Genomic DNA, 24,293 nt, shown 5'->3' on the forward strand with positions numbered 1-24,293 from the left:
TTAGCCTAATAAACTCCTTTTAATAATGAACATCTCTATCTTTAATTATTTCAAACTATCTTTTGGTATAACTGCATCTTTTAGTTGTCTCTTTATATTATTAGGATAATCTAATATATTTGAAAATTGCATTTTTTTAACCAATGTACCCCCACCTCCCTCATATGATAAAAGTTCATATAAAACATGCTCTTCTAAAATTTTTTCATTTATCTCATTCATTAATTCTCCAGTTTTCTTAAGGATATCTTCAATCTTTTTGATTTCAATGTCAGGTAATTTTTTGCTTAGTATAGGAACATTTACCTCCAAATCAAAATGAGCTATTCTCTTATTTCTGTGTAATTTTATTTCTTTACATAAGTTCTTAATTTCATCTAGCTTTTTTGAACAATTTGTATGTAAATCACTATGATCTTTTATTAAATCAACCAATTTATCTAATGTAAGATTTTCTTTTTCTTCTCCTCTTACTTTCGTACTTTTAGGATCTGTTATTTTACTTATATGCAATAAGATATCGTTCCAACAAGCACTTTGTACCAATGCAAAAAAAGTAGGTGCTACCTTATTCAGGAAATCAATATTTTCTTTTCCTGCTGAGTATACCTCTTTAAAATTTTTCCACTTTAAATGTAAATATTTTATTTCATAATCAATTGCTTCGTAGACTTCTTCAAATTTATTAGAATTCATATACATCCTCCCAATTTTAATTTTCTTAAATTATTTATTTTTCATTATTATATACTTTATTTTAGCTATCAAAAACTACCTTAGGTTGTAAATGTAGTCAGATTTTACTTATTACACTTAGCGAAGTCAATCTGACAACTTATGGATCGCATTACTTTAATACATGTCTAATAGACTTTATCAAAAAACTCTACTAATTCATTTTCTCAAACTTCACATTATAGACATTATATACATCACTGCATCTATCTACCAAACAATCCTCTTAACCTAGAAAACAATCCGCCCTTGCTTTTCTCCTCACTGCTTTCCTCACTCGTTACAGCCACCAGCTCCTTTATCTCCTCACTAGTTGCTAAATTTATATTTATCTTAGCCTTTATTAAATCCTCCACAATAGCATTACTCACACTATAAGTAACCTTCAACACGTCCCTTGCTCTTGTCATTCCCACATAAAGAAGTTTCTTAGATTCCTCCATACTATCTATTAATCTATCATTAATACCACAAATAAACACATACTTAAAATCTAATCCCTTTATACTATGAATTGTGGATATATTCACAGTTCCGTTATCTAACTTAAACTTCGACTTACTGTTACCACTCTTACTAATAACAAAATAAGGTATTCCCTTACTTGTAAAAACTTCCTCTAGAATACTTAAATAATTTATATCCTTATAACTACTGTGAATATAGGCTACACACATGTCTCCATAGTCTACTCCCGATTGTTTTAGTTTCATAACATCCGCTGCTATTTTACTTATCTCTTCATCAAAATCCTTGCAATGTATTAGATCAGGTTGTACACCTTCTCTTAAGCTGTTATCCGGTGTAATTATAAAGTTATTATCTTCTTCATTTATATCCTCTCTTGATAAACTACTCAATAAGAAAGTATGAGCAAAGCTAAGTATCTGTTTTGTATTTCTATAGTTTTCACGCATTATAGTTGTTCTACCCGCCGCTTTTATTCCTACTGATTTAAGGGTATACTTTCTGTTATATAAATTTTGCGCACCATCAGATGCCAGCATAAGGTGGCTATGTTCTGGATTTCTTAGCATTTTCACTATAAACTGAAGCCATTCTTTTTCAAGGTCTTGTCCCTCATCTATTAATATAGCGTCATATTTTTCTATGATATTTAGCATATCCTCCGATACTTTTCCTATATTCTGGCTAATATCTTTATCCCTAAACAATCCACTATTTAATTTTAGTGAGCTGAATATCTTATTTATCCATCCATGAAAATGTATAACCTCAACATTTTGCAAGTTATCATCAACTATAGAATTTCTTAAAAAGTTTGCAAGGGTTTTGTTATAACATAGCACTAGTATGTTCCAATCTCTATGAGCTTCTGCTAAATATCTTGCTCTGCATATTAGTACAACTGTTTTTCCACTTCCAGCTACCCCTCTTATAACTCTATGCCCATACCCTAATCCCTTTGCATGCTTCTCCTGATTCAAGTTCATTACCTTTAAAACAGCATCATTATCAGTAGATAACTTTACTTCCGTAAACAAATTACCTCTAACCCTGTTTATTACATCCTTTGATATTCTTCCAAATTCGAATTTAACTGGAATCATGTTTTTTAACATTGCCTGAAGTTTTTCTTTAATAAAGTTATCTTCAAGCTCCTTGAGATCATCTGCAAATATTACACATTGTTCATCTATGCTTCTTGAAAAAGGACTGGATAGAAAGGTTTTTCTATTTATTTTACTAAACACTACTCCACATCCAAAAGTAAAGCGCAGATTACTTCTGTAGTCGCCTTTATTTTGGAGCAATCCCTTGTCCTTTTTTAGTTCATCAATCATATTAAACATGTATTCCCTTGCTTGTCTTAGTGGATTAGACTTTGTACCTAATGTACTTAACGTATATGTATTAAGGTTTGCACTTTCTATAGAGCTTAATGCCCAGTCCTTTACTTCTAAAACTACGATTCCTAGATCTGGGCCAAGGACTATAAAATCTGGATATCTCCCATTGACCCTTAAATCGTACCAAACTATATAATCATTTGGTAAGTTATACTTTAATATTTTAAATAACCTTTTTTCTCCTGCCGTAGCGCTTTCTAAGGCGCTTATGCTTTCTGGAATCATTACTGCCATGTTAACACCTCTTAAACATTTAACAATATCTTCGCAAATATTAATCGTCAAATTATGGTTATAAAACTAACCATTCACTATATTGTACCATATAATGTGAAAAATTTGTATATTTATCAATTTTACGTAATAGGCTACAATATTTAGTAACATAAAATTTAAAAATGGTCCTTCACCAAAGTTGATGAAGGACCATTTTTAAATTGGCTTCCATATAATTATATTAATACCTTTACTAAAAGAGTAAATATAGAATTGGGGATACATTCGTTATTTATACAATAACTACTTATTCTCTAAATCATCGACAACCTGACTAGGTTTCTTATACACAAACTCAAAATTCCCCTTAGCCTCTATAGCCTTCCTAAACTCACCATAAAATCCATAACTACCTACTCCCATAACTTTAACCCAACACCTGGCCCTAGTCAAAGCCACAAACAACTCATTTCGGGTATTCATATCTCCTTCATGTTTTGCAACATTTTCTATTCCTAAAACATAAACCATATTCGCTTCATTACCCTTTGCCTCATATATATTAGCAATGGTAACTGCATCATCATTCCAGAACTTATCCCCTTCTTTATCTCTCCAATCATATTCTGTAACATTATTGCTTGGCGCCTGTGGCACATAATAATTTAAATCTGCCTTATTTACTGCTTTACCTATTTTTCCTCGAGTACTTTTATTACCAATATACACAATAAGTATCTGCTTCCTAGGGTTTAACTCGTGCTTCTCTATATCTTCTCTAATATTTTTAGTTAACTCATCATACAAGTCATATTCAGTATTAAAAGTTTCAAATTTAATTAAATCACCACTGAAATGCTTATTTATCGGATTAGGTGAATTTTCTACCGGTCTTTCTAATCTTACAACTTTACCACTGGCCTTAAAATCTCCTAAAACAACCTTATAGCCTATATCTTCCCAATCCTCTTGTCTTGTATAGCCACAGATCATACCTTCTGGTCTAAATAAGCCCATCCCGATTGCGTGAGCTGATGTTAGTATTAAGTGTGGTGTTCTATAGCAAACTTTCATTACTTCAGATTTTTTTATACCTCCTTCGTAGAAAGGACCATTTAATATCTCTCTTATCTCTTCATCATCACCGAAAATTTCTTTATTACTTGGGACCTTCATAGAACTTAAATTTTGCAATTCATCATAAGCCCATATTAGTCTCTTAAGTTTAGGTTTACTAGGATTGATTGGTTTTAAAGCCTTATATGCCATATAATAAAATGGTTGCGTTCCGTTATACTTAAGCCAATCTTCACCTACTAAATCTTGGCCTTCATCTATTAGTATAGCATCGTACATTTCATTGATATTTTGCCCTTTATCTTCCAATAGCTTTTTACATGCAAATAATAATCCCTCACTAGGTCCTAGTGATTTTCCTCCATTCAACCTTTTAACATCCTTTACATTTAGAGGCGCAACTCCATTATTCATAGCAATTTCTCTATATAGTCCTGTTAAATCATAACCACCCCATGCATGTAGTATTTTTAGATTTCCTCTTGGATCATATTTCGAAGTTCCTACACTGAACATTTTTATATATCTATCTACATTGCTTGTTATGTTATCATAAAGACTTCTTGTGAAGAAAACTAGTGCAATTTTATAATCTGGATACTTTAAATGCATATAAGCTGCCTTTTGGCATAGTAATAACGTTTTTCCTGATCCTGCAATTCCTCTTATTCTCTGTGGTCCTGGAGGTATTACCTTGCCTATTTTTTCCTGCTGAATATCTAAGTCATACATTTCTTCATCTACTGCTTTGCATATGCTAGCCTTTGTATTATCACCAAAGTCTACTTCTGTCTCTTTCACAAAAATATTTTCTCCACCTATACAAGACAGAAGTACTTTCCATTGATTATCACTTAAAGGATTTGCAGCAAACACATTTCCTGATTCTTCTATAGTTTTCTTCAATGCAGCTGGTGACAGATTATCACTAAATATTATAGGAGTCTCACCTGCTAGGCCAAATTTCTTACTTTCCCATTGTTCTTTTGATATAAAAGGTAACGCCGCTAAGACCTTTGTGTTAACCTTTCCATATATATCTTGATGATAAAGCCTACTCATTAGAGCAAATAATTGATTTTGTGCTTGCCCAATAGGATTTAATGTTTTTTGATAGAAGTCTTTTACTGTCCACTTATTGCCTTCGATTTTCTCTATTTGTTCTATTCCTATACCTTTTACCTCAATAATGATTATCCCAAATTGTTTATCAACTATTAATATATCAGGTTCTTTTCTACTTTCTCCTACATTAGAAAATAGCGGATACTTTGAGTAAGCAACACACTCTCTATTCCTAAAAGCATCTTTTACTTTCTGCCATACCAGCTTTTCTGCTTCTCCTCCTGGACCATCAAAGTTATCCCCCTGTATAAAGCTGTTCATTAATAGGCCCCCTAATCAATCATTACTTTATACTTTTATTAGATATGCCGACATAATATTACTTATTTTTGTGAAGTTGAAAGGAAGCCTTTTCAGACTCCCTAGCAAGCGGGGTAATTTGTACCCCATGAAGGAGTCAGACCCTATATAAACACTTGTTTCATTATGTTGCACATGCTTTCTAATTTATTAATGTTTCTTCAGTTTTACAGCATTTCTTATGAATATAGTTTTCATATCCTTCAGCCTTACAAATCTCGTCTCCTTGATAAATTGGCTGATTACAAAAGTCACAGGTATTATTATACATAGCTGTCTTTTCCGTATCTGGAATAGCTACAGGCTTTTTCTTTTTCTCCACCTTCTGTATTTCCTTTATCTTTTTCCTAATTTCCTGTCGATTATTGCTGCATATAAGCCAATTAATATAATAGTCCAAGTTTCCTTTAAACATAATATCTGCCTTTTTTTGTGCTGCTTCTATAACATAGTCATCTAAGGTTACAGTAAGACGCTTTGTTTTAGACTTAGACTTTCCCATATAATACTCTCCTACTAACTTGCTGGCTACTAGCAGAGTATGCATAGACTATGAAATTTGTTACAAAGATATTTTTAAAAAGCCCCTTCTGGTTTTATTTACGCTGAAGGGGCTTTTGAATTTATTCTTTTTTTGCTCTACACTTGGCATATTTTCGTCCAACTTATAAATTTCAAACCAAAAGGGCTCAACCTGAACACTTACCCTGCCCAAAAAATAAAACACTTATATATCAGGCGGGAATCAAAAGTTCCCGTCTTGTGATTTATGCTCTTAGCTTGTAATTCTTCAGAAGCTTTCAGCTTAACTAATACACTTGTTTTACTATTTAACAAACTGTAAATCAGTCGCATCCTGCAAGCGTAATACATATTCTAATACTAGAGGTGATACAAAAGTGAATACCATGAAAAACTCTATGGAAATTAAATCCAAGAAATGTTCCGCAGAAACAAATGCGAGTACCCCTGTTGTTCAATGTATAGGCCGCGCTAACTCTGTACAAGATTACTTGGATATAATAGATACAACATTCAAAAACATTTGCCCAATTAATAGAAACTGCGAATTGTGGTATCGTGGCCAACCACAGTCACAATTCAATCTAACACCGAAAATCGCAAGGTCACCCTTAAACCCTAATGACGAAATATTATTTCTATCAAAATTTAAATCTCTCGCAATACCTGATGTCCAGTGTCTCCCATCATTCCCTATTCCCAACGGTTCTGCAGCTTACTGGCACTGGCTGTTCCAAATGCAACACTATGGCGTACCAACTAGGCTGATGGACTGGTCCCGTGATGCATTTGTAGGCTTGTTTTTTGCCGTTACTCAAGCACCTGCCGATGTAGGAAATGATGCGGCAGTATGGGTACTGAACCCAGTAATATTAAATAAAGCTTTTTCATTTCACAGCTTCGTAAATCCGGGGTATATACCAAATGTGGATGAACCAGTGGTGGACTTGTACTTTGGCCCTAATGCGCAAATACTTGAAGCTACAAAACCAGCTGCCGTAATTGGCCCTATGAACAACCCTAGGATAGTAGCCCAGAGAGGAACCTTTACAGTATTTCCACGTGTCGCAGATGTTACAGCTCTGAACCTATTCTCTGACGCTTCTAATTATTTGGTAAAGATTTGCATTGCTTCAGAAAGCATTAATTTCATCAAGAAACAATTAACACGCTATGGAATAACAAGATTTGCCTTGTTTCCAGATCTCTGCAATATTGCAGATGAGATTAATCTCGAGCTGATGCAGGAAGGACAGATACCTTCATCTTAATTTAGGATATATTTTTTGTTTACTACTTTAAAAGCTGTCCCTAAGTTTTAATACTTAGGAACAGCTTCATTTAATACTGGAAGAATCTTACTAAACATTTCTGACCGTTCACCTTTCTTAGTATTCACTAACCATTGGTTAATCTCATCAGAGTCTGTGGTATCGCCAAACATTATTTTTTGTCCTCCTATTAATCTATGGAATATCCTAGTAAATGTTATGCGAAGAATTTATTTAAAAAATTCTAGGTTAACAGCTTTTACTATAGCCTCACCTCCAGTATCATTTGGATGAAGATGATTTCCGCTGTCATAATTAAATTAAAAGGGGCTATTACACTAAAAAATTAGTGCGACAGCCCTTTTCTTTTCTAATTTTGTCCTTTAACTTTCAATATCCACATCAATATATTCATTCTCTTTAGCAGATTCTTGAAGAAGGTTTATAATGGACTCTCCATAAGTGCCTAGATTTTTTGTTATAGCTGATGAATTATATATGATAATTTTTTTAAAGGATGAGTCTGTTGAGAGACAATCCCACAAAGCGTCTAAATTTTCACCATAGTAATCAGGTAAAGCTAACTTTTGTTTTAAATAGGCATGAGTTGAAGCTTTATCTAGCATTTCATCTCCGTTTAATCTAATTTCTTTCACGTACTTACCTCCTTAATATAGCTTCTTAAAGGTTTTATAATGGTCATTAGTATAAAAAATGAGACCATCACTAGAATAAATTATTCTCTCTTCCCCACGATAGCCGCCTTTATAATTTATATCACATTCATAATACTTACGTCCACTTGCCTTTGGTAATAATCCTTCCATATTACCAAAACTATCTCCACCAATAGACTTTTGTTTGGTTACTTGCCAAAGGTTTCCCTTTGAGTTATCCCAACCTAACTTTTGGGCTTCTGCCTTTTTAATATAGTTAGGTGGCAAGGTTTTGAATTCATGAATGTATGCTGCCACTTCGTCCTTAGTTGAATAATTTTGCCCTTTCGTTACTTGAACTTTACTAGTAACCTCTTTATTAGTTGACTGGTCCTTTGGAATTTGTTTTACAGATGTTCCATCTTTTGTAGTAGATATATTTGTATTAGGTGTCTCTGCTGGAGCTGGTGTTTTAGCTGCTTGACATCCTGTTAATATAAATATAAATAAAACGGTGAACATTTTTATTAACCAATTATTCCATTTATTATTTTTATGCATATACTTTCTCCTTACTTATTTATGTATAATTAAAACTTCAGCTTTATTTATTCATTTGTTTTTTCAAAATATAATCCAGCAATGCTGCGCACCCCTCTACAATGTCGTCATAGGTTTCATCAAAATTTCCTGTATACCAAGGGTCAGCAATGTCTCGAGAATGTGTGCAAAAATCAAGCAATCTATGAATCTTACCCTCTTTATCATCTCCAACAATCCGTAAAACATTTTTGATGTTGTAGCTTTCCATACAAATTATATAATCATATGTTTCGTAGTCTTTTTTGGTAAGTTGAACTGCAGTCTTTCCCTCACAAAAAATTCCTACTTCACGCAACTTTCTTTTTGTACCTGGGTGTACAGAATTTCCTATTTCTTCTCTACTTGTAGCAGAGGACGCTATGTAAAACTTGTCCAAAAGATTTTTTTCTTTTAATATATGACGGAATACAAACTCAGCCATTGGGCTGCGACAAATATTACCATGACATACAAACATTATTTTTATCATATTTTACTACTCCTTATATAGTATATATTTCTACACACCGATTCATTTAACTTATTTTATACATAGGCTATATAATCTATGTAGTTTATAATTCATTATTTTGTTTATAACTTTTGATTCGTGAAATAAGAAGATTACGACTCTCCGTACCCACCAGTGAAATGTAAAAATTCTATTTTTTTAACTTTATAATTGCTTATTACATTGCCTGTTTCTTTGTCATATAGATTACAGCCCACACTAGTATAAATCATAGCATTTTCGTTATCAAGAATATTTTCATCTAATTTATACTATAGCTTATTAGCTTGTATGGTTGCTTATTTTACCATTATTATATCTGCTATCATATTTTTTCTTTTTTATATTTTAGTGCTATATATTTAACTAAGTCTATTCCATAACTTATTATACAAATTATTCCATAACTTATGTAGAGAAAATTAATAGCCCACATAGATTTTATTGAAACATCGGTCGCTGGATAATGAAATGTATTTAATATAAAATGAATAATCGCACTTGGCAATATACTTCCTGTATTTGCAGCTATACATGCAAAAATAAACCCACCACTTGCTTGTAACATTCCTTGAAATCCTAAAGGTGCATGTATTATCATAAAAAGAAATGATGAGAAAAATATAGCAAAATTTTTAGAATGGCTTTTAGAAAGAATCGCTATCATAAATCCCCTAAATATCAATTCTTCTACTATGGAAGGTCGTATATTGTTAATCCATAAAGCTACATTGATTCCCCTCGGTGGTACAATAATAATATTGATTATTTGTATAATAATCAATATTAAAGTCAATACATAAGCTTTCTTATTACCAACGACACCAATTTCCTTTAGGAACTCCTTATAGTTGCTTTCATTTACTCCTAAATATGGTGGAACAACTCTGAGAAAAATTATTAAAGTTACAATAATAGCTAAAATGCTACCAATCATTGTGGGGACATAACTTTTTAAAGTTGTTGGAGCTATGATACTACACATACCATAACTTATAGCAGCGGTTAAATATACTATAATCCACTATAGGATAAAATATATAAGACTTAATTCTATAGACTCAGATTTTGGATATTTGAAAATTTCATGATTATTTTCCATACTACTCTCCATATTCTGCATTAGGAAATTATTTTATTTATAGTAATAATAACAAGTAATGTTATTCATTAATTAATATTAAAATTGTACCATATTTTCTATATAATTATGAAAATATATAGAAAATGTGGAAATTTTCAAACACCATTATTCATGCATTTTGGTTCAGTAGTTATGTTGTATAATGTGCATAATTAGTCTTAAAATAAGGCATGTATCTGTACTATATAATGGAAAGACAACGTAAATTAGGCATTTAAATCTAAGAATTACGTCGTTTTAAATTACAATTCCGTTTTAACTTAGTACATTAAACAGACATAAACTTCAATAAAAACAAAGCCTATATCAGAAGTGGCACAGGCTACTAGTTTATTAATTATAGTGATATATATGCTTATGTTTATTATATCAACTACCCATTATTAGCCTTATGAGGATGATAACAGCATGTCCTATTATAGACATAATGTCTCATAAATTGTTTCTATTGATTTCATTATTCTACAAATTAACTAAAAATCCTTTAATATTTTAAAGTTCATTATTATAAAATAAAGCAAAAATAAAAACACTCGTAAGAAAAGCAATCTCCGATAATCTTATGGGTATCCCAGTATCAATAATTTAACTTTATATTTACTTTAAGTCCAGCTAGGAATATAATCTCTGCCTCACTATCGGAATCATCTTAATATAACTTAAAGCTTTAAGCATTAGCCCGTATGTCATCTTGCTTAATATCCCCTCGCTCTTTGTCAGCCTAATTAATTCAGTTACTCTGTATTTTTCAAGTACTTCTTTACAAGTTGTAGTCTGCTGCTATTCCTGATCTTTGCAATTTGATTTCATGCTCTTATAAATATCTCCTATAGAACAGCATCTTTTATACTTAATCCATTATAGCACGAGTTTACTCCAGCTGATTTATATCTCCTATCTCTATACCTCTTTTATTCTTAATTCTAGTATTTCAAGAAATAAAAAAAAGCGCTAATTAGTTTTAGCGCTAAAATATAGTTATTTTTTTGTTCTAAAGTAGCTTCATTATACTTTAGAACACTTCTTATTGTTATATATGATGTATGTCATAAATTGTTCTAGTAACAACTGTTTCCTCTAGTAAATTAAATATACTTAAGCCATGGCCAAGTCTTTTCTTTCTTAAGACGTCCATACAAGCGACACAAAGGCCACAATGAAATCACTACGAAAATCCAAAGTAGATAAATTATAGATAATTGGGTAACTTTAGCAGTTACAAATAGGTTAGTTGCTGATAAACCGAATCTAGCTAGTCCACTTAAAATTAATAGAAGACAAATATAAGGCAGATGAACAAGGAAGTAGAAAAGAGGTACCTTACCAAAAGTGATAACAGGTTTTAATATGCGTGGTGTCTTTCTTTCCAGAAGTCCAAGGAGTATTATAATTGGTCCTAATGTCATAAGTAAGTACAGTAGTGATGGTGGATATTTCTGACAATTAATAAATGACAATGCTGTGAAGAGTCCACTTTTCTGAACGGTCCAAGGCTGTGGATCACCATATATGTTGCTTGCTCTTAGAACAATGAAAAGGACAGTTAATATAGCACCAATACGGATGAGCATACGACTACGTTCGGCCTGTTCTCTTGAAAATAATTTTCCGCAAACATACCCAAGCGCCATCACGCCAATCCAAGGTATCAATGGATAGACGACTAAAACAACTGTTGTATTTGAAAAAGGAAGTAAAGTTGGGGCATGAAGAATTGTCCATAAATATTTAAGACTTATCGGACTGTTGATTTTAATGGCATCTAGTGTGTTGTGACCAACAACCATTACAACACCAAAGGTGAATATTAAATAATCTGGTAGCCAAATCAACACTGCAAGGACAATCATAGAACAACCCAATGCCCATATTACTTCTAATAGAATCATATTTGGTGGAAGCGGTACTTTCATAGCTTGTAAGTTAAGCATTGCAGGTATAGATAATATTTTCGACAAATAGAATACTTCTAGCAAAATTAGAACAAAACCACGGGTAAGAAGATATTTACATAGTTGTTTCTTTGTTTTTCCACGGAGAACTGATAAATATGCTCCTACTCCTGCAAGAAAAACAAAAGTTGGCGCGCAAAAGCCTGTAATCCAACGAGTCATAAATAGTGCAAAGCTTGTGTGGGCAGGATCGGTAATAGATAACGGGGTATCATGCCAAAATTCACGTACATGATCCAGCGCCATAACCACCATTATAATTCCACGTAAGCAGTCCACGGATAAAAGCCGTGAGTTATTAGTATTTGTCTCACTTTTCATTCATTAACACCTCCAAGTTTTAATATAAATTGTTTAGCATCAGTATACCCTCCATGAAATGCAAAGTAATATTGATAAGCTTGAAAATAGTCATCTTCAAAAATGTCTTGCTTACAATAGTTTTAAAATTCTTCTGAAATGTATATTCACCTTAAAATAGCAATATGACTACATTTGTTTTATAAAATGACTCTGTTTAAAACCATTGTTGATTTTGTGAAATTTTTAAGGGTACTATTAATGGTTCACCTTATTCGTACTTTAAGAACATTACGAACTATTTATTAATAAATTTGTTAATTGTTATATTATAAGTAAAAAACAAGAAAACACCAGTCATTACCACACCACTAACCGTTAAAAGCATTTTTTCCTTATTGCTCAAATCAGTTCTATTACCAATCAATTTTTTATTAAAAATAGAACTAATAATTAAAAAGAACCAAATCATATAGATAGCCTTTTGGGTATATAAATATGCACTTAAAAGTAGAGTAAATAAATAAAGTAATATAGAAGTTATTATTCGGTTTTTATAAATTATTGATTTCATAATATCAATCCCTTCATTAAATTCGCAATATTCTACGATTGCTTATATATTTTGCCTTAATAAACAAACAATTTAAGAAGATTACGTCATAAACTATTCGTTATTAATCTAATTTAAATTTCTCATTTATCCTGGGAACAACTTTAATTTGGAAACTATCCTTAACTCTCTCATTAATTAATAAAGCACGACAAGTATCATTTTCTGCAATCGGATAGTTTTCCTCGATTGATAAGAGGTATGTATAATCCTTTATATCCTTACCCTTTTCTAAAATAATACAAACGTAATCATAGTAATTATTTTTAATTAAATTTACTAATTCATTAGTGTCTTTTGGTGAATACCAATATATATTCTCACCATCATCTGGAATCCAATAAATGATATGCTCCCTGCTTATTGCAATAGTTCTGTTTATAACAAACTCTTTTTCTTCATTACTAATACATAGATTCTCTTCGTCAGAGAGAAGCCAACTTTCATTAAAGGGAAATAATATTTGCTCGTTATCAGATGAAAAGCATTTTAGGAACTCTGCTTGTTTTTCACTATTTAAATAGAAATTTAGAACCACATTATTTTTAATCCTCAAGCAATATCTCTTCCTTTCTAAAATCGTTTCTTACGCAATTCTTTACCACTCCGACGCAAATCATTAATATTATAACATCTTTTCTTACTGGTTATAGCATTTCTTATCGTTTTTTACTTGCTATCTTATAATCTTCAATGTTAACAACTCTGAATTCATATACTTACCACCCTTTTCAAACTTTCTAAAACAACCCTTATACTTCACATCGGGATAAAAAGTAGCTTGTCTCGCATAGCCCTCAACCAATAAAATAGCATTGAACATCTTACACCTTACCTCATCTTCGCTAATCTCCTTAGGTATTTCAACCCAAAGATACCGTAGTAATCTTCCGTAAATATCTCTGTCGCTTATATCTTTCTCTAAGTAAACTACCTTACCGAGTAACTTGTCCTTAGTATAATCAGAAGCCTCCTTTCCATAAGGCTCTTGCTTCACTGTACTTTCCGGACAGTTCACCCCTATAAGTCTAACTCTCTCTTTCTTACCATTGTCCAATTTAACTACTACTGTATCACCATCAATATGAGCATATACAACAGCTTTTTCAACTCTCATAAAAATCCCCTCCATAAAATGTTATCATTATTAAGAAGGAACTCTTTTTGTTAACAAGATGAAAAAAGTCCCTTCAGCTTATATCTACGCTGAAGGGATTTTTATAGGAAGTATATAAATTATTAAATTTAACAAAAAAGAATAAAAAAGTCACATAAGGTTCAATCCTCATGTGACTTTTCTAATTTTAAGAAATTCTAATAGAGTTAGCTAGGTTATTTATACTAATTGTTAACCCTTCAAGTAATATATACACACTTAGGGTAGTAGTAGGCAGGTAGCAAAACAAATTTATCCTGTTATTTCTGTGAATTAAAACATATTGCTTAAACACTAAGAATATTATGTTATATATTCTGTGAAAGGAATGAATAATATGAACAATTTATATCCTATGTGTGATACCTGTAAAATGTACTCATGCCCTAACTGTGTTTATAAACCAATGTATAACTCGTACTTATCGAGACAATTCACTAATTATATAAATAATAAGGATAGAAAGATAACAGATTTTATCTCTACATTAGAAGAAAGAGGTTTTATTGTTCAGGAAGGAAAACTGGAGTATTTAGACATACTGAAGCTAGTTAGTGAGGGTAAAATTGACAATGCCTTTGCGAACAATGCAGGTGCTCCTTATGCAACTTATTTCCTTCCACCGGCGCCAAATCAAAATCCATCTCCCGGTCAGAAACCTCCAAAAGGATATAATCCTCAGGTTCCTAATAATTATCCAGCTAATATAGAATACGCAGCACCTGGAATGGACTATAAGCTGCGTGCTGACGAAGCTATTGTATTAATCGGAAAGACCCCTCCGCCTGCTTATAACTTTAGTTACAGAAGTTACCTTGGATTTGTAGAAAACAAACCGTTAAAAGATTACAGTGATGCTATTACGGTAGGCAATGACTATACTGGTTTTTACCACGCTATCACTGCCAGCTTAGGTGATCAAATCAATAATCGTCGTATCTGGACTGATAATACACCTTATGGGTCCCCTGGAAGTCCGTTTAGCAGTTCCACCATCATCATTACAACTGCAGACAGAGGCATTAATAGACATATGCGTGATGCTCTAGTTGCTTCAGGATTTAGCCCAGGTATTATGAACGATGACAACATCCCTATGGGAATGGTTAACATGGGGCTTGAAAAAGGAAAAGATACTTTCTCGTTTATTATGAGGGCTGCAATTTGGCAAGATCATGATGTTGGCTGGGATTATATCAATAACCTAGAAAACTATGTGAAGGTATTGCGTATTACTCCAAAAATGCCTTATCCTTATCTAAATCCGTGGCCGATACCAACCCTTAAAATGCATGAAACTGGCACTACTGAATTTCAAGTTGTTCCTTATGCAAGGAATGAACTAAACTACCTGCGAAATGAGATTATTAAGAAATATGGAAATGAAGAATATAAACCTATAGATTTGGATTCAAAACTCTGGATACTTGATGGTTATGAGGGAATATTACAGGATGTTAATGTGTATTATGATAACAGAGATGGCCTCTATATAAGGACAGATAATTTCCAATTAGAAACTGATGAGGATTTTGTAATAATATATGGCGTTGACCACGCACAAACTGGATTCGCAACATTCTTCAACATTAGTTTTTACGGCGAAGAACTCTGGAACGGTGTTGTGGGAGCCAATATTACAAATGAGTTAAGGTACCCTGCCACCGAGTATTTCCCTAAAGGTTATATGAACTCAAAATACTATTATGCTGTAAAAATGGCAAGAAAAGCTAACGAAGGTAACGAAGTTATAATACCTTATAGTACCGGTAACTCCGCTGGATCAGCATATGGCGTTGATAACAATAAGGACGCTTATGTAGGCTTTAGGGTTTATGCAAATCCAAAAACAAATGTTGCCCCAGCTATATTTGATACTATTTGGAGTCACGCAATCTTATTTACAAAAAAGAAAAAACAATAAGAGGATAATATAAAGAGCCATATGCGGGAAATCTGCCCGTACAGTTCTGTGGAGGTTTTGGGGAAGTAATTCCACAATTCTACTCGACCTATAACGAGATGCTCATATCAAGCTTACTAATACTATTTTATGGATTATTTTTTAGTTTAGCTTTTTATAAAAAATGAGAAGTAGCTTTTATCGAAACTACTTCTCATTTTTCCTACATATTCTATGATTGTCTATAATATTCCTATAAACTTAGCTACAAAGGTATTCTTTAATATTATTATCATTTAGTCTTTTTGCTGATTAATATGGAATACCAATTTATCCTCTTATTTCTTTGAGTAAAAGCACATTGCTTAAACACTAATCATATTATGATATATAGCCTGTGAAAGGAACGAATAATATGAATAGTCTATATCCTATGTGTGATATCTGTAAAATGTGTTCATGCCCTTAGCAAATTCGCAATGCTCATTAGTATCCTCGGGGGACGTTAACAATTTGTGAACACAACTTTAAAATACAATTAATTTTGAGCTTCTTTAAATCGATACAATTTAAAATAATGGTAAAATTTTAAAAATAAAATATTTTCAACAAAGTGGCTTAGAATAAAACTCTAATGCTACTTTCTTTTTGCTACTATAATAGTATTTCAAAAGATTGACTTTCTTCACTAAATTTTCTCATTATAGTATTCGCTTAAATACAATTAAAATATTTTTAAGTGCTAAATTTAGCATATATCTTGCATATATACATATTGTATCAACATATTAATCATAATATAGCAATATTATTGGGAAGATATATGAAAGTTAAATATGTACCCGTACTACGATACATAAGAGAAGAAAGAAAAGCTCTAATAAGTGTAAAAATATCAAGGAAAATACTTCCTTTGCTAGAACTGGTGAATGAGAGAGCTGCACAGAAAAGAACAGGAAGCTTTCGTGATACCTATTTAAATGACCTTTCTAACTTTAATTATCCAATACTAATAGACATACCTATCTACATGAATTTAAATAAAGGAACACGAGATAATGTCAAACTTTTTTTAAGCAAGTTTAAACAGAATCCTTCGTTGAAAATTGATTATTATAGGCTGTTAGAATTCAACAAGAACATTATTCCTATTCTTTCTTATGATCCCAAAATGTCTTACACCACTGGCACTTTCGTAAATGATTGTTTAGAACTTAGAAAGAGTTTTAACACAATTGGATTCCGTATATTTAATACAAAGTCTTTTCAAACTATGCTTTTGGAAATAGAAAAAATTATTAGACCTGGTGACTTTTTAATTCTAGATTTACAAAAAACTTCACAAAGTGATATGAAACCAAAACCCATAATTCATTTAATAAATAAATTAAAATCCTATATTGGATTTACTTCCATTATTATTAGATCGGCAATTAATCCAGATATTATATATAACAAAATGAATCATGGTAGCATTGTAACCAAGGCAGATAACTCTATATTGAAAGATTACTATAAGCTGGGATTTGATGCATTTGGTGACTACGCAGGTATCAGAAAAGATCCAACAATTTCAGGTGGTAGAAGCAATATACCTAGCGCAGGATTTTTATACTATTCTTGGCATACAAATAGTTACATCGGTTTTAGGGGATGCCTTCCTAACTATAATGAATTTATTAACTATATTAAACCCAGTGTAATTAATTCTAATTATTGGAGTCAATATAGTAATAAACACCACACTAATTGTCCCGGATGCACAGGAATAATTTCAAGTTTAAGTACTAATACTTGGGATTGGAAGAGATATGCTATACAGCACTATTTATTTACAATGGATGAGAACTTATAATGTTTTTAATTGTACGATTAGTTCTTCGTGCTTTGTGCTGTACACTAGTTGGCCTGGCTTACAATTAATGAATTCTTTCATAGCTTCTTTTCCATCAACAATTGCCTTAACAATTGCAACTTCATCAATAAATTCTTTGCCATCTTGTATATGTGATTCTACGATTTCAAACTTTACAAATTGTTCTGGATAAAGTTCTCTGACTTCTTGCCATTTCACTTTGAATCACCTCTTAATTTAAAATTTCGATCAATTAATGTTGTTATATTATAATCTATTTAACTACTATAGAGTTTCCCTTTACAATAACCTCGGAAAATTGCATTATGCTGTCCAAATATGGTAAACTTGTCTAGAAGAGAGGTGTTACATATGAAAAAATTAATAAAAGTTGTTGGAGCTGTTATAGAAAACAAAGATAATGAAATACTATGTGCTCTTCGTTCTCCAATCATGTCCCTTCCAAACATGTGGGAATTCCCTGGTGGTAAAGTAGAAAAAGATGAGAATCTAAAAGAAGCTATAGAAAGAGAAATACAAGAAGAGCTAGGCTGTAATATTGAATTTTCTAGTGTTTTCAATGACAACACTCATGAATATGATACTTTTATAGTAAATTTAATTACTGTTAAATGTAGATTAATATCTGGTACTCCTACTGCTAATGAACATTCTAAGCTTATATGGTTAAAGAGAGAGAACTTGCTTTCTTTAAAATGGGCTCCTGCTGATGTCCCTGCTGTTAAACAACTGATATCAGAAAAGGTATAGCAGAAAACCGCTATACCTTCTTCAATATACAATCTTTTCTTTATACGCTCTTTTCCATCAATAATTTTAACTTCACTAATAACCTCTTTTATATTAATCAAAATACTGTCTTAATTCCTCAATTGAATTTATATCAAAAATATCAACTGCAATTATATCTAATGTTTCTACTGGAAGTAATTTTATTTTTTCTTTATATTCATTAGGTATCTTCTTAAATCTTTTTATCAGCTGCATTATCAAAATTTCCGCTTTTCCTTCATCTCTACCTTTTTCTCTGCCTTTTTCTATACCCTCTTGTATTAAGCTTTTACCAAGTTCAGTCATTCTTATTTCCTCCTTTACTTTTTCTAAATCTCTCCCACTTAAGAATTTACTTGCAAAAGCATATAGTATTGATTGTACATCATATATGTACTCCTTATTTAAATCTTTTACTATTCTTATAGCATTAATTATTTTGTCTACTGTACTTATTCTACCACCCATTATTGGAGTAAAAGTTAACGATATTATATCTTCCTTTGTAACATCCATTCCATATTTTATCTTTTCTAAAATGTCGCTATATACCTTATCTCCATCCTTTTCAGACATAGATATTGTATTTACCCTATATTCATTTATTCCCGTTACTAAAGTGTTGTTTGGATTTTTAATATTACCTGAGTAAACTACATAAGTAATTACATCTTTTCCTGTTTGATGACTTAACAATGATTCATAAGCTCTGAATCTTCTAAGATCTATATTACCACGATCAGTAGTCTGAAATTCAAAATGTATAAAGTTATCATCTTCCATTAAAAATGTATAATCCATAAACATATTTTTAGTTTCTAAAACTACTAATTCAGTAGGCCCAAGTTCTTTAACCTTTTTATTTATACCAAAGAATTTTAGTCCTTCATCAGCAAAAAGATCCATAGCTCTTTTCATTATTAAATCTTCATAATGTACAGGCTTCATTGGTTCACCTTACTAATCTATAGTGTATCTTCATTTTAATTGATACAATTAAATAGTTCAATAAAATAATTATTGTAAAGTGTAAATTAATATCAGACACTCCTACGGATAATGAACATTTTAGGCTGATATACTTTCTTTGAAATGAGCTCCTGCAGATATCCCTGCAGTTGAACAGTTAGTATCAGAAAAGGTATAGCAAAACCGCTATACCTTTTTTATAAACTCTGTATATAAACTTATAGGCATTACATTTTGTAACTTCATCTTTACTGTTATAGGCTTTTCTCCAGAATATTCTACTACATCGCCCTTTCCTATATAGATATAAGATTCTACAACTCCGTCTATTTGTTTGTACTTTCTTACAAAAATATGCAGATTAATTCCTCTCTCTTTATTAAATATGATATTTTTTCCTCTTTCAGAGCTTTGAGATGTACTATTAGGACTTTGCCACTGAAAATATTGTCTATCTAAAAACTTATCTTTGTAGTTTATGCTTTCTTTTATATTATCTTCTTTATGCAAATCCACAAATAAGAAATAATCATTTCCATTAGCCATTAATCCGCTGCCTCTAAAGGAGCTATGTGTTTTTGTATAGTTTGATAAGAGCGCTGCATCTATCATTTGATATTGCTCATATAGTTTAAAGAATGGAATTCCATAATACTTGCCTCCAAATTCCTTTTCATATCTTATAAGAGCATACTTTATAACATCTTCAACATATATTCTGTATTTTTTATTTTGTGTTATCTTTTTAAAATCCCATGTTGTGCTTAAAACTCTATCCTTCAATTCAAAGCATCGTACATTGTTTTTAATTTGTCCTGAATCATAATAGCTTCCATTTAAACAATTTAAAGTATGGATAACACTTTCATCGTCTACATAATCAATGTATTTTAACATTTCATTTTTGGCTTTTTCTATACTTATTTCATCATTAACTAGTAAATATTTTAATATGCTAAATTCATATATTCTTTTTATTGGTAGTTTCCCTGAAAGCTCCTTCAGTATTTTCAATAAATCTTAAAGTTTTTAAATCAAGTACTTCTTGCACTCAAAGGAGAATAGGATTTGTCTAAAAATATTAAAGTAATAGCTCTTGAAATCACTAATAATCCAAGAGCTATTACTTCAACATTTTCACAAACTGAACGTTCATTCTATAAATTATATATTTAATACATCATATTAACTTTGTGCCACCAATGAGAACTTCTAATAAATGATTTAAAAATTTTCTAAAGCTTATACTAAATTAAAATCCACCATTTTCTCCTACAACAATTACAGTAATATCAGTAATACCTGGTTTTTTTCTCATTACTGAATAAGTCCTACAAATTCTATTTTTTACTTGACAGTTTACGCAGGAACCTGCTTTTGTACATGCATTTTGAGTTCCAATTCTCACATTATTCATAGGTGCTGCTGTAGTTTTTAATCTTTCAAAAGCTGCAGCTTCATCTTTACATACTTTATCAACACTGACTACAATTATTACCTTCTTAGGACCAAAATTCATAGCTGCAATTCTATTTCCCCAAGAATCTACATTTACAAGTATTCCATCTAGGGTAATTGCATTGCTGCTGCAAAGATATAAATCACTTAACATTTCTTTTCTCGCTATAGCAACTCTTTCCTCTATGGTTAAATCTGGAGTACCGTGATCTAATACTTCTGCTCCAATAGCCTTGGCTTTATCTTGAATTCCCATATTATATATTGTCATTGATCCTGGAAAGCCTACTTTAGATTCTGAAGTTATATGCTTCATGATATAATCAGAAGCTTCCCCCATAGTTGATACATATAAAGCATCAAAATCATTTTTTACTAAAGCCTCTACTACTTTTTTACCAACCATTTCCTTATGCCAGTTTTTTGTTTCATTTGTGTTCATTATTATTCCTCCTATACTTTTCATACATAAAATAAATTATAATACCACTTAAACTGAACGTTCATTCTAATGAATTTATTAAATTAAAATACAAGGGAGATTAGACGTTTTCGTTTTAACAATTTAATTTTTCTAAATCTCCTATATAGGTTTGTTTTTATGTTTATAAATTATTATTTTGTTTAAGTGCAGAATTCCAGCATGCATTAATAGCTGCTTGAATAATCTTGTCTGTAAGCTCTACGTTTCCTTGAAAATATGATTTCAGTAAGTAAACCATGGATCCGTAGTGCATTTGGACCATCAATTTAGGATTAAATCGAAAAAATAATCTTTGTTCCATAGCTTCATTATAAAGCTTTCCAACCTCTAGACACCAAGATAATTCGCTTGTATCTTTCTTTACATCTTCACTAATATATGGTGAAAATGAATACTGCTCGATAAACTGAAAAGCTTTTGAATATTTTATTCCAAATTGTACAAAGTTCTTCCAAATTGTCTGAAAGCTATCTTTAATTGGTACTTTTGAAGAAAAGCCTCTTAACACTTGATCAGAATGAAATCTAACAATTCCCCTATAAAGTTCGTTTATAATAGCTTCTTTGCTAACAAAATAATGATATATACTTCCAGTTGATATTCCAGACTCTTTAGAAATTAGAGACATAGATGTAGCCTGCAGCTCTTTTTCACTTAATAACCTAAGTGTAGTCTCCAATACAGCTGCTTCTACCTTATTATAATTCTCAAACATAATCTTCCTCCGTATTAGAATCTTATATAAAATTTCCAGACCGAATGTTCATTCTAATTATATTGAAAATAATTTTTACTGTCAATATTTTTTTATTAGATTTATCTGTCTAAAATTTTTTTCTCGTTGACCCTTACCTACAAGCCTAAGCGTAGCTGGTTATAGAATTAAAGTAACTTGTATATAGCAATAGGTATTAACTCAGCTTTATCCTTTTCCTCGCAAAGAAATCTCTGAAAAGAAATACAGTTATGCAACAGAGTTAATTCTAAAAAATACAAAAAAATCCCTATATCAATTGAGTTATAAAATGGTACTTTGTCTTTAGGCATAATAGATTTAATATTTTTTGTCCTATATATTTTTAATTTATTCTTTTCACAAACAACTCTCCACGGCTGTGTATTGCATGCACTTGGAGCATATTTTACAACTTCAGCTATTTTTTCTAAACCTGAGACACCATTCCAAGTTTCTTGCGTTTCTTTTCTCTTAGATTTTGTATAATCTCTTCTAAATTCGCTAGGCTGCCCTTTACCCAAAGCCATCATAATAACAAATTTCAAGTTTTCATATTCTGACTTCTGTGTTTTACCCATTCCATACCAGCATACTCCAATATCTTTAGAAGTCAAATATAAATCCAATTGTTCAAACATATATCCAATATTTAATAAAAATTTCTCTTTTTCTTCACTGTAAATAAGTAAGCAATACTCCCCTCGTTTACAAGTAGTTTCTTCTCTCCGCACAATACGGTATTTAACATCTATATTGTCTACAAGTGATATTAAATCCTTAATTTTTTCATCAATATCAGCTAAATCATCATTAGAGAGCTTAAGTGTGTCGTTAAATTTCCTGAATGATTTTCTTTTAAAAATCATTTTATAGTATTCTTTATCTATCACCATTGATTATTCTCCTATTTTTTAGTACATCGATGCCTGAAATAATCATACAATGCTTTAAAATGAAAAACAATCTACTTTTTAAAATTCTCCTTTCAAATTACTATTCTAAGTCCCGAGTTATATTAATCTTATGTTTGAATAGTATTTAACCCCATTATCATAGATAAAAGCCGACCAATTATCACCATAACATTCATCTGTAGAAAGTGCTCCATTCGCTCCCACTAAGGTACCTGTTTCCCCTCAAGTTTTGTCAAAATACTGTAAGTTGTCCTTTTGAAATTCGCCAAGAATCTGATACTTTAGTAGGGTGTTCAACACCCTACTTACTTATATAATAATAATAATCTTCGTAATCTAACGCAATTTCATTTTAAGATCTCCAAAATATCTTACCCATACTTATCTACTTTCTTTTCTCCAAACCCCCTTATTTTCAATAGCTCGTCCCTGCCCTGAGGTCTTTTTTCTATCAATGCTTCCATTTCTTCATTATTAAAAACAAAATATGCTCTAATATTTTCTTTTTTAGAAGTTTCTAATCTGAATTTTTTCAACTGTTCTCTTAAAGTATCCATATCTTCGAATTCAATTTCTTTACTTTTTATTAATAGCTCATTATTCTTAGCTATTTCATCAGTTTCTTGCTTCTTATCTTGTTCTATTTTATCCTCATCATAACTTACAACTATTTCTTTTTCGTCCAACTTGTGCTTTGCATTATAATCAAAAGTAATAGGTTTATGATTTTCTTTTAAATAATTAGCCACAGTAAAAACCTGGTCTTCCTTTAAAAAGTCCCATAAAAGCTCCTCCCTATGTTCCCACTTAATGAAGATTATTCACTTATGAAGCGTTCAAACCCATCAGCATATTTTGTAGGTGAAAACTCGATAATTTCGTATTCTGCAATTTTGTTAATATAAAATGGGTCTTCTTTAATTATTATTTCAACCTCTTCCATATTCTTTGCATTGCAAAGAATTACTCCACCTAGCCTCGGATTTCTTCTGCCTGAACAGATAAATTTTTTTAATGAATAATATTTTTCTAAATAATTTATGTGTGGTTTTAATTCTTTATCAACTTCCTCAAGTGGCTTTATGTACTTTAATACTAAAATAAACATCGATATTCTCCTTTTAAAAATTATTTTCGCATGTGAAATAGTA

General features: G+C 31.3%; 25 protein-coding genes. 4 read left to right on the forward strand and 21 right to left on the reverse strand.

What is annotated here, in order from left to right:
* Window positions 1–45 precede the first annotated feature (45 nt).
* The 4 genes from AC0N0V_RS11925 to AC0N0V_RS11940 form a co-directional block, all read right to left on the reverse strand.
* Window positions 46–696, reverse strand: coding sequence for an AbiU2 domain-containing protein (locus AC0N0V_RS11925; RefSeq protein WP_474458072.1), 651 nt, complete (start codon window positions 694–696; stop codon window positions 46–48).
* A gap of 245 nt (window positions 697–941) precedes the next feature.
* The gene (locus AC0N0V_RS11930; protein ID WP_474458074.1) at window positions 942–2,840 is read right to left on the reverse strand and encodes a 3'-5' exonuclease; all 1,899 of its coding nucleotides are present in this window, start codon (window positions 2,838–2,840) and stop codon (window positions 942–944) included.
* 285 nt (window positions 2,841–3,125) lie between these two features.
* The gene (locus AC0N0V_RS11935) at window positions 3,126–5,285 is read right to left on the reverse strand and encodes a DEAD/DEAH box helicase (protein WP_474458075.1); all 2,160 of its coding nucleotides are present in this window, start codon (window positions 5,283–5,285) and stop codon (window positions 3,126–3,128) included.
* A 181-nt stretch (window positions 5,286–5,466) separates the two neighbouring features.
* On the reverse strand, window positions 5,467–5,826 hold the full coding sequence (locus tag AC0N0V_RS11940; protein ID WP_474458076.1) for a hypothetical protein: 360 nt from the start codon (window positions 5,824–5,826) through the stop codon (window positions 5,467–5,469).
* Window positions 5,827–6,232: 406 nt separating this feature from the next.
* Between AC0N0V_RS11940 and AC0N0V_RS11945 the strand changes: the two genes are divergently transcribed.
* Complete coding sequence (locus AC0N0V_RS11945; protein WP_474458078.1) at window positions 6,233–7,117, forward strand: FRG domain-containing protein; 885 nt, start codon at window positions 6,233–6,235, stop codon at window positions 7,115–7,117.
* A gap of 47 nt (window positions 7,118–7,164) precedes the next feature.
* Here the strand turns inward: AC0N0V_RS11945 and AC0N0V_RS11950 are convergent, their stop codons facing one another.
* The 9 genes from AC0N0V_RS11950 to AC0N0V_RS11990 form a co-directional block, all read right to left on the reverse strand.
* Window positions 7,165–7,290, reverse strand: coding sequence for a hypothetical protein (locus tag AC0N0V_RS11950; RefSeq protein ID WP_474458079.1), 126 nt, complete (start codon window positions 7,288–7,290; stop codon window positions 7,165–7,167).
* A gap of 210 nt (window positions 7,291–7,500) precedes the next feature.
* Window positions 7,501–7,773, reverse strand: coding sequence for a barstar family protein (locus AC0N0V_RS11955; protein ID WP_474458080.1), 273 nt, complete (start codon window positions 7,771–7,773; stop codon window positions 7,501–7,503).
* Between the two features lie 12 nt (window positions 7,774–7,785).
* Window positions 7,786–8,334, reverse strand: coding sequence for a ribonuclease domain-containing protein (locus tag AC0N0V_RS11960; protein ID WP_474458081.1), 549 nt, complete (start codon window positions 8,332–8,334; stop codon window positions 7,786–7,788).
* A 43-nt stretch (window positions 8,335–8,377) separates the two neighbouring features.
* Window positions 8,378–8,845 (reverse strand): low molecular weight protein-tyrosine-phosphatase, encoded by a 468-nt coding sequence (locus tag AC0N0V_RS11965; RefSeq protein ID WP_474458083.1) that lies wholly within the window; start codon window positions 8,843–8,845, stop codon window positions 8,378–8,380.
* 346 nt (window positions 8,846–9,191) lie between these two features.
* Window positions 9,192–9,803: a CPBP family intramembrane glutamic endopeptidase gene (locus AC0N0V_RS11970; RefSeq protein ID WP_474458085.1), complete on the reverse strand. Its 612-nt coding sequence runs from the start codon at window positions 9,801–9,803 to the stop codon at window positions 9,192–9,194.
* A gap of 1,292 nt (window positions 9,804–11,095) precedes the next feature.
* A complete protein-coding gene (locus tag AC0N0V_RS11975) occupies window positions 11,096–12,283 on the reverse strand; it encodes an acetyltransferase domain-containing protein (RefSeq protein ID WP_474458086.1) in 1,188 nt (395 codons plus the stop codon).
* 277 nt (window positions 12,284–12,560) lie between these two features.
* Window positions 12,561–12,836, reverse strand: a complete 276-nt coding sequence (locus AC0N0V_RS11980) for a hypothetical protein (protein WP_474458087.1) — start codon at window positions 12,834–12,836, stop codon at window positions 12,561–12,563.
* Window positions 12,837–12,939: 103 nt separating this feature from the next.
* Window positions 12,940–13,431, reverse strand: coding sequence for a hypothetical protein (locus AC0N0V_RS11985; protein ID WP_474458089.1), 492 nt, complete (start codon window positions 13,429–13,431; stop codon window positions 12,940–12,942).
* 120 nt (window positions 13,432–13,551) lie between these two features.
* The gene (locus AC0N0V_RS11990) at window positions 13,552–13,992 is read right to left on the reverse strand and encodes a thermonuclease family protein (RefSeq protein ID WP_474458090.1); all 441 of its coding nucleotides are present in this window, start codon (window positions 13,990–13,992) and stop codon (window positions 13,552–13,554) included.
* A gap of 376 nt (window positions 13,993–14,368) precedes the next feature.
* Between AC0N0V_RS11990 and AC0N0V_RS11995 the strand changes: the two genes are divergently transcribed.
* Both AC0N0V_RS11995 and AC0N0V_RS12000 read left to right on the forward strand, forming a co-directional pair.
* Window positions 14,369–15,955, forward strand: coding sequence for a hypothetical protein (locus AC0N0V_RS11995; RefSeq protein WP_474458091.1), 1,587 nt, complete (start codon window positions 14,369–14,371; stop codon window positions 15,953–15,955).
* Between the two features lie 802 nt (window positions 15,956–16,757).
* Window positions 16,758–17,789, forward strand: a complete 1,032-nt coding sequence (locus AC0N0V_RS12000) for a beta family protein (RefSeq protein WP_474458093.1) — start codon at window positions 16,758–16,760, stop codon at window positions 17,787–17,789.
* Here the strand turns inward: AC0N0V_RS12000 and AC0N0V_RS12005 are convergent.
* A complete protein-coding gene (locus AC0N0V_RS12005; RefSeq protein ID WP_474458095.1) occupies window positions 17,784–18,008 on the reverse strand; it encodes a hypothetical protein in 225 nt (74 codons plus the stop codon). The two genes, AC0N0V_RS12000 and AC0N0V_RS12005, sit on opposite strands and share 6 nt — an antisense overlap.
* A 153-nt stretch (window positions 18,009–18,161) precedes the next feature.
* Between AC0N0V_RS12005 and AC0N0V_RS12010 the strand changes: the two genes are divergently transcribed.
* On the forward strand, window positions 18,162–18,560 hold the full coding sequence (locus tag AC0N0V_RS12010; protein ID WP_474458097.1) for a (deoxy)nucleoside triphosphate pyrophosphohydrolase: 399 nt from the start codon (window positions 18,162–18,164) through the stop codon (window positions 18,558–18,560).
* Between the two features lie 93 nt (window positions 18,561–18,653).
* On the opposite strand, the gene AC0N0V_RS12015 is transcribed toward AC0N0V_RS12010, so the two are convergent.
* The 7 genes from AC0N0V_RS12015 to AC0N0V_RS12045 form a co-directional block, all read right to left on the reverse strand.
* Complete coding sequence (locus AC0N0V_RS12015; protein WP_474458099.1) at window positions 18,654–19,529, reverse strand: DUF4351 domain-containing protein; 876 nt, start codon at window positions 19,527–19,529, stop codon at window positions 18,654–18,656.
* A gap of 207 nt (window positions 19,530–19,736) precedes the next feature.
* A complete protein-coding gene (locus tag AC0N0V_RS12020; protein ID WP_474458101.1) occupies window positions 19,737–20,564 on the reverse strand; it encodes a DUF3427 domain-containing protein in 828 nt (275 codons plus the stop codon).
* Between the two features lie 238 nt (window positions 20,565–20,802).
* A complete protein-coding gene (locus AC0N0V_RS12025) occupies window positions 20,803–21,450 on the reverse strand; it encodes a lactate utilization protein (protein WP_474458103.1) in 648 nt (215 codons plus the stop codon).
* A gap of 163 nt (window positions 21,451–21,613) precedes the next feature.
* On the reverse strand, window positions 21,614–22,207 hold the full coding sequence (locus tag AC0N0V_RS12030; protein WP_474458105.1) for a TetR/AcrR family transcriptional regulator: 594 nt from the start codon (window positions 22,205–22,207) through the stop codon (window positions 21,614–21,616).
* 167 nt (window positions 22,208–22,374) lie between these two features.
* On the reverse strand, window positions 22,375–23,121 hold the full coding sequence (locus tag AC0N0V_RS12035) for a nitroreductase family protein (protein ID WP_474458106.1): 747 nt from the start codon (window positions 23,119–23,121) through the stop codon (window positions 22,375–22,377).
* A gap of 392 nt (window positions 23,122–23,513) precedes the next feature.
* Window positions 23,514–23,891 carry an HRDC domain-containing protein gene (locus AC0N0V_RS12040; RefSeq protein WP_474458108.1) on the reverse strand — a complete coding sequence of 126 codons (378 nt, stop codon included), beginning with the start codon at window positions 23,889–23,891 and terminating at the stop codon, window positions 23,514–23,516.
* Window positions 23,892–23,959: 68 nt separating this feature from the next.
* Window positions 23,960–24,250: a YciI family protein gene (locus AC0N0V_RS12045; RefSeq protein WP_474458110.1), complete on the reverse strand. Its 291-nt coding sequence runs from the start codon at window positions 24,248–24,250 to the stop codon at window positions 23,960–23,962.
* Window positions 24,251–24,293: the final 43 nt, after the last annotated feature.

This window comes from Clostridium sp. CS1-1 (assembly GCF_056135525.1).

What these genes read in the sequence shown, in the direction of transcription:
- AC0N0V_RS11935 (WP_474458075.1), bottom strand. Translation starts at nt 5,285, where the DNA reads ATGAACAGCTTTATACAGGGGGATAACTTTGATGGTCCAGGAGGAGAA.
- AC0N0V_RS12045 (WP_474458110.1), bottom strand. Translation starts at nt 24,250, where the DNA reads ATGTTTATTTTAGTATTAAAGTACATAAAGCCACTTGAGGAAGTTGAT.
- AC0N0V_RS11965 (WP_474458083.1), bottom strand. Translation starts at nt 8,845, where the DNA reads ATGATAAAAATAATGTTTGTATGTCATGGTAATATTTGTCGCAGCCCA.
- AC0N0V_RS11945 (WP_474458078.1), top strand. Translation starts at nt 6,233, where the DNA reads ATGAAAAACTCTATGGAAATTAAATCCAAGAAATGTTCCGCAGAAACA.
- AC0N0V_RS11990 (WP_474458090.1), bottom strand. Translation starts at nt 13,992, where the DNA reads ATGAGAGTTGAAAAAGCTGTTGTATATGCTCATATTGATGGTGATACA.
- AC0N0V_RS12025 (WP_474458103.1), bottom strand. Translation starts at nt 21,450, where the DNA reads ATGAACACAAATGAAACAAAAAACTGGCATAAGGAAATGGTTGGTAAA.
- AC0N0V_RS11950 (WP_474458079.1), bottom strand. Translation starts at nt 7,290, where the DNA reads ATGTTTGGCGATACCACAGACTCTGATGAGATTAACCAATGGTTAGTG.
- AC0N0V_RS12015 (WP_474458099.1), bottom strand. Translation starts at nt 19,529, where the DNA reads ATGAAGCCTGTACATTATGAAGATTTAATAATGAAAAGAGCTATGGAT.
- AC0N0V_RS12030 (WP_474458105.1), bottom strand. Translation starts at nt 22,207, where the DNA reads ATGTTTGAGAATTATAATAAGGTAGAAGCAGCTGTATTGGAGACTACA.
- AC0N0V_RS11980 (WP_474458087.1), bottom strand. Translation starts at nt 12,836, where the DNA reads ATGAAATCAATAATTTATAAAAACCGAATAATAACTTCTATATTACTT.
- AC0N0V_RS11940 (WP_474458076.1), bottom strand. Translation starts at nt 5,826, where the DNA reads ATGGGAAAGTCTAAGTCTAAAACAAAGCGTCTTACTGTAACCTTAGAT.
- AC0N0V_RS11975 (WP_474458086.1), bottom strand. Translation starts at nt 12,283, where the DNA reads ATGAAAAGTGAGACAAATACTAATAACTCACGGCTTTTATCCGTGGAC.
- AC0N0V_RS12035 (WP_474458106.1), bottom strand. Translation starts at nt 23,121, where the DNA reads ATGGTGATAGATAAAGAATACTATAAAATGATTTTTAAAAGAAAATCA.
- AC0N0V_RS12010 (WP_474458097.1), top strand. Translation starts at nt 18,162, where the DNA reads ATGAAAAAATTAATAAAAGTTGTTGGAGCTGTTATAGAAAACAAAGAT.
- AC0N0V_RS12000 (WP_474458093.1), top strand. Translation starts at nt 16,758, where the DNA reads ATGAAAGTTAAATATGTACCCGTACTACGATACATAAGAGAAGAAAGA.
- AC0N0V_RS11930 (WP_474458074.1), bottom strand. Translation starts at nt 2,840, where the DNA reads ATGGCAGTAATGATTCCAGAAAGCATAAGCGCCTTAGAAAGCGCTACG.
- AC0N0V_RS11995 (WP_474458091.1), top strand. Translation starts at nt 14,369, where the DNA reads ATGAACAATTTATATCCTATGTGTGATACCTGTAAAATGTACTCATGC.
- AC0N0V_RS11970 (WP_474458085.1), bottom strand. Translation starts at nt 9,803, where the DNA reads ATGATTGGTAGCATTTTAGCTATTATTGTAACTTTAATAATTTTTCTC.
- AC0N0V_RS11960 (WP_474458081.1), bottom strand. Translation starts at nt 8,334, where the DNA reads ATGCATAAAAATAATAAATGGAATAATTGGTTAATAAAAATGTTCACC.
- AC0N0V_RS11925 (WP_474458072.1), bottom strand. Translation starts at nt 696, where the DNA reads ATGAATTCTAATAAATTTGAAGAAGTCTACGAAGCAATTGATTATGAA.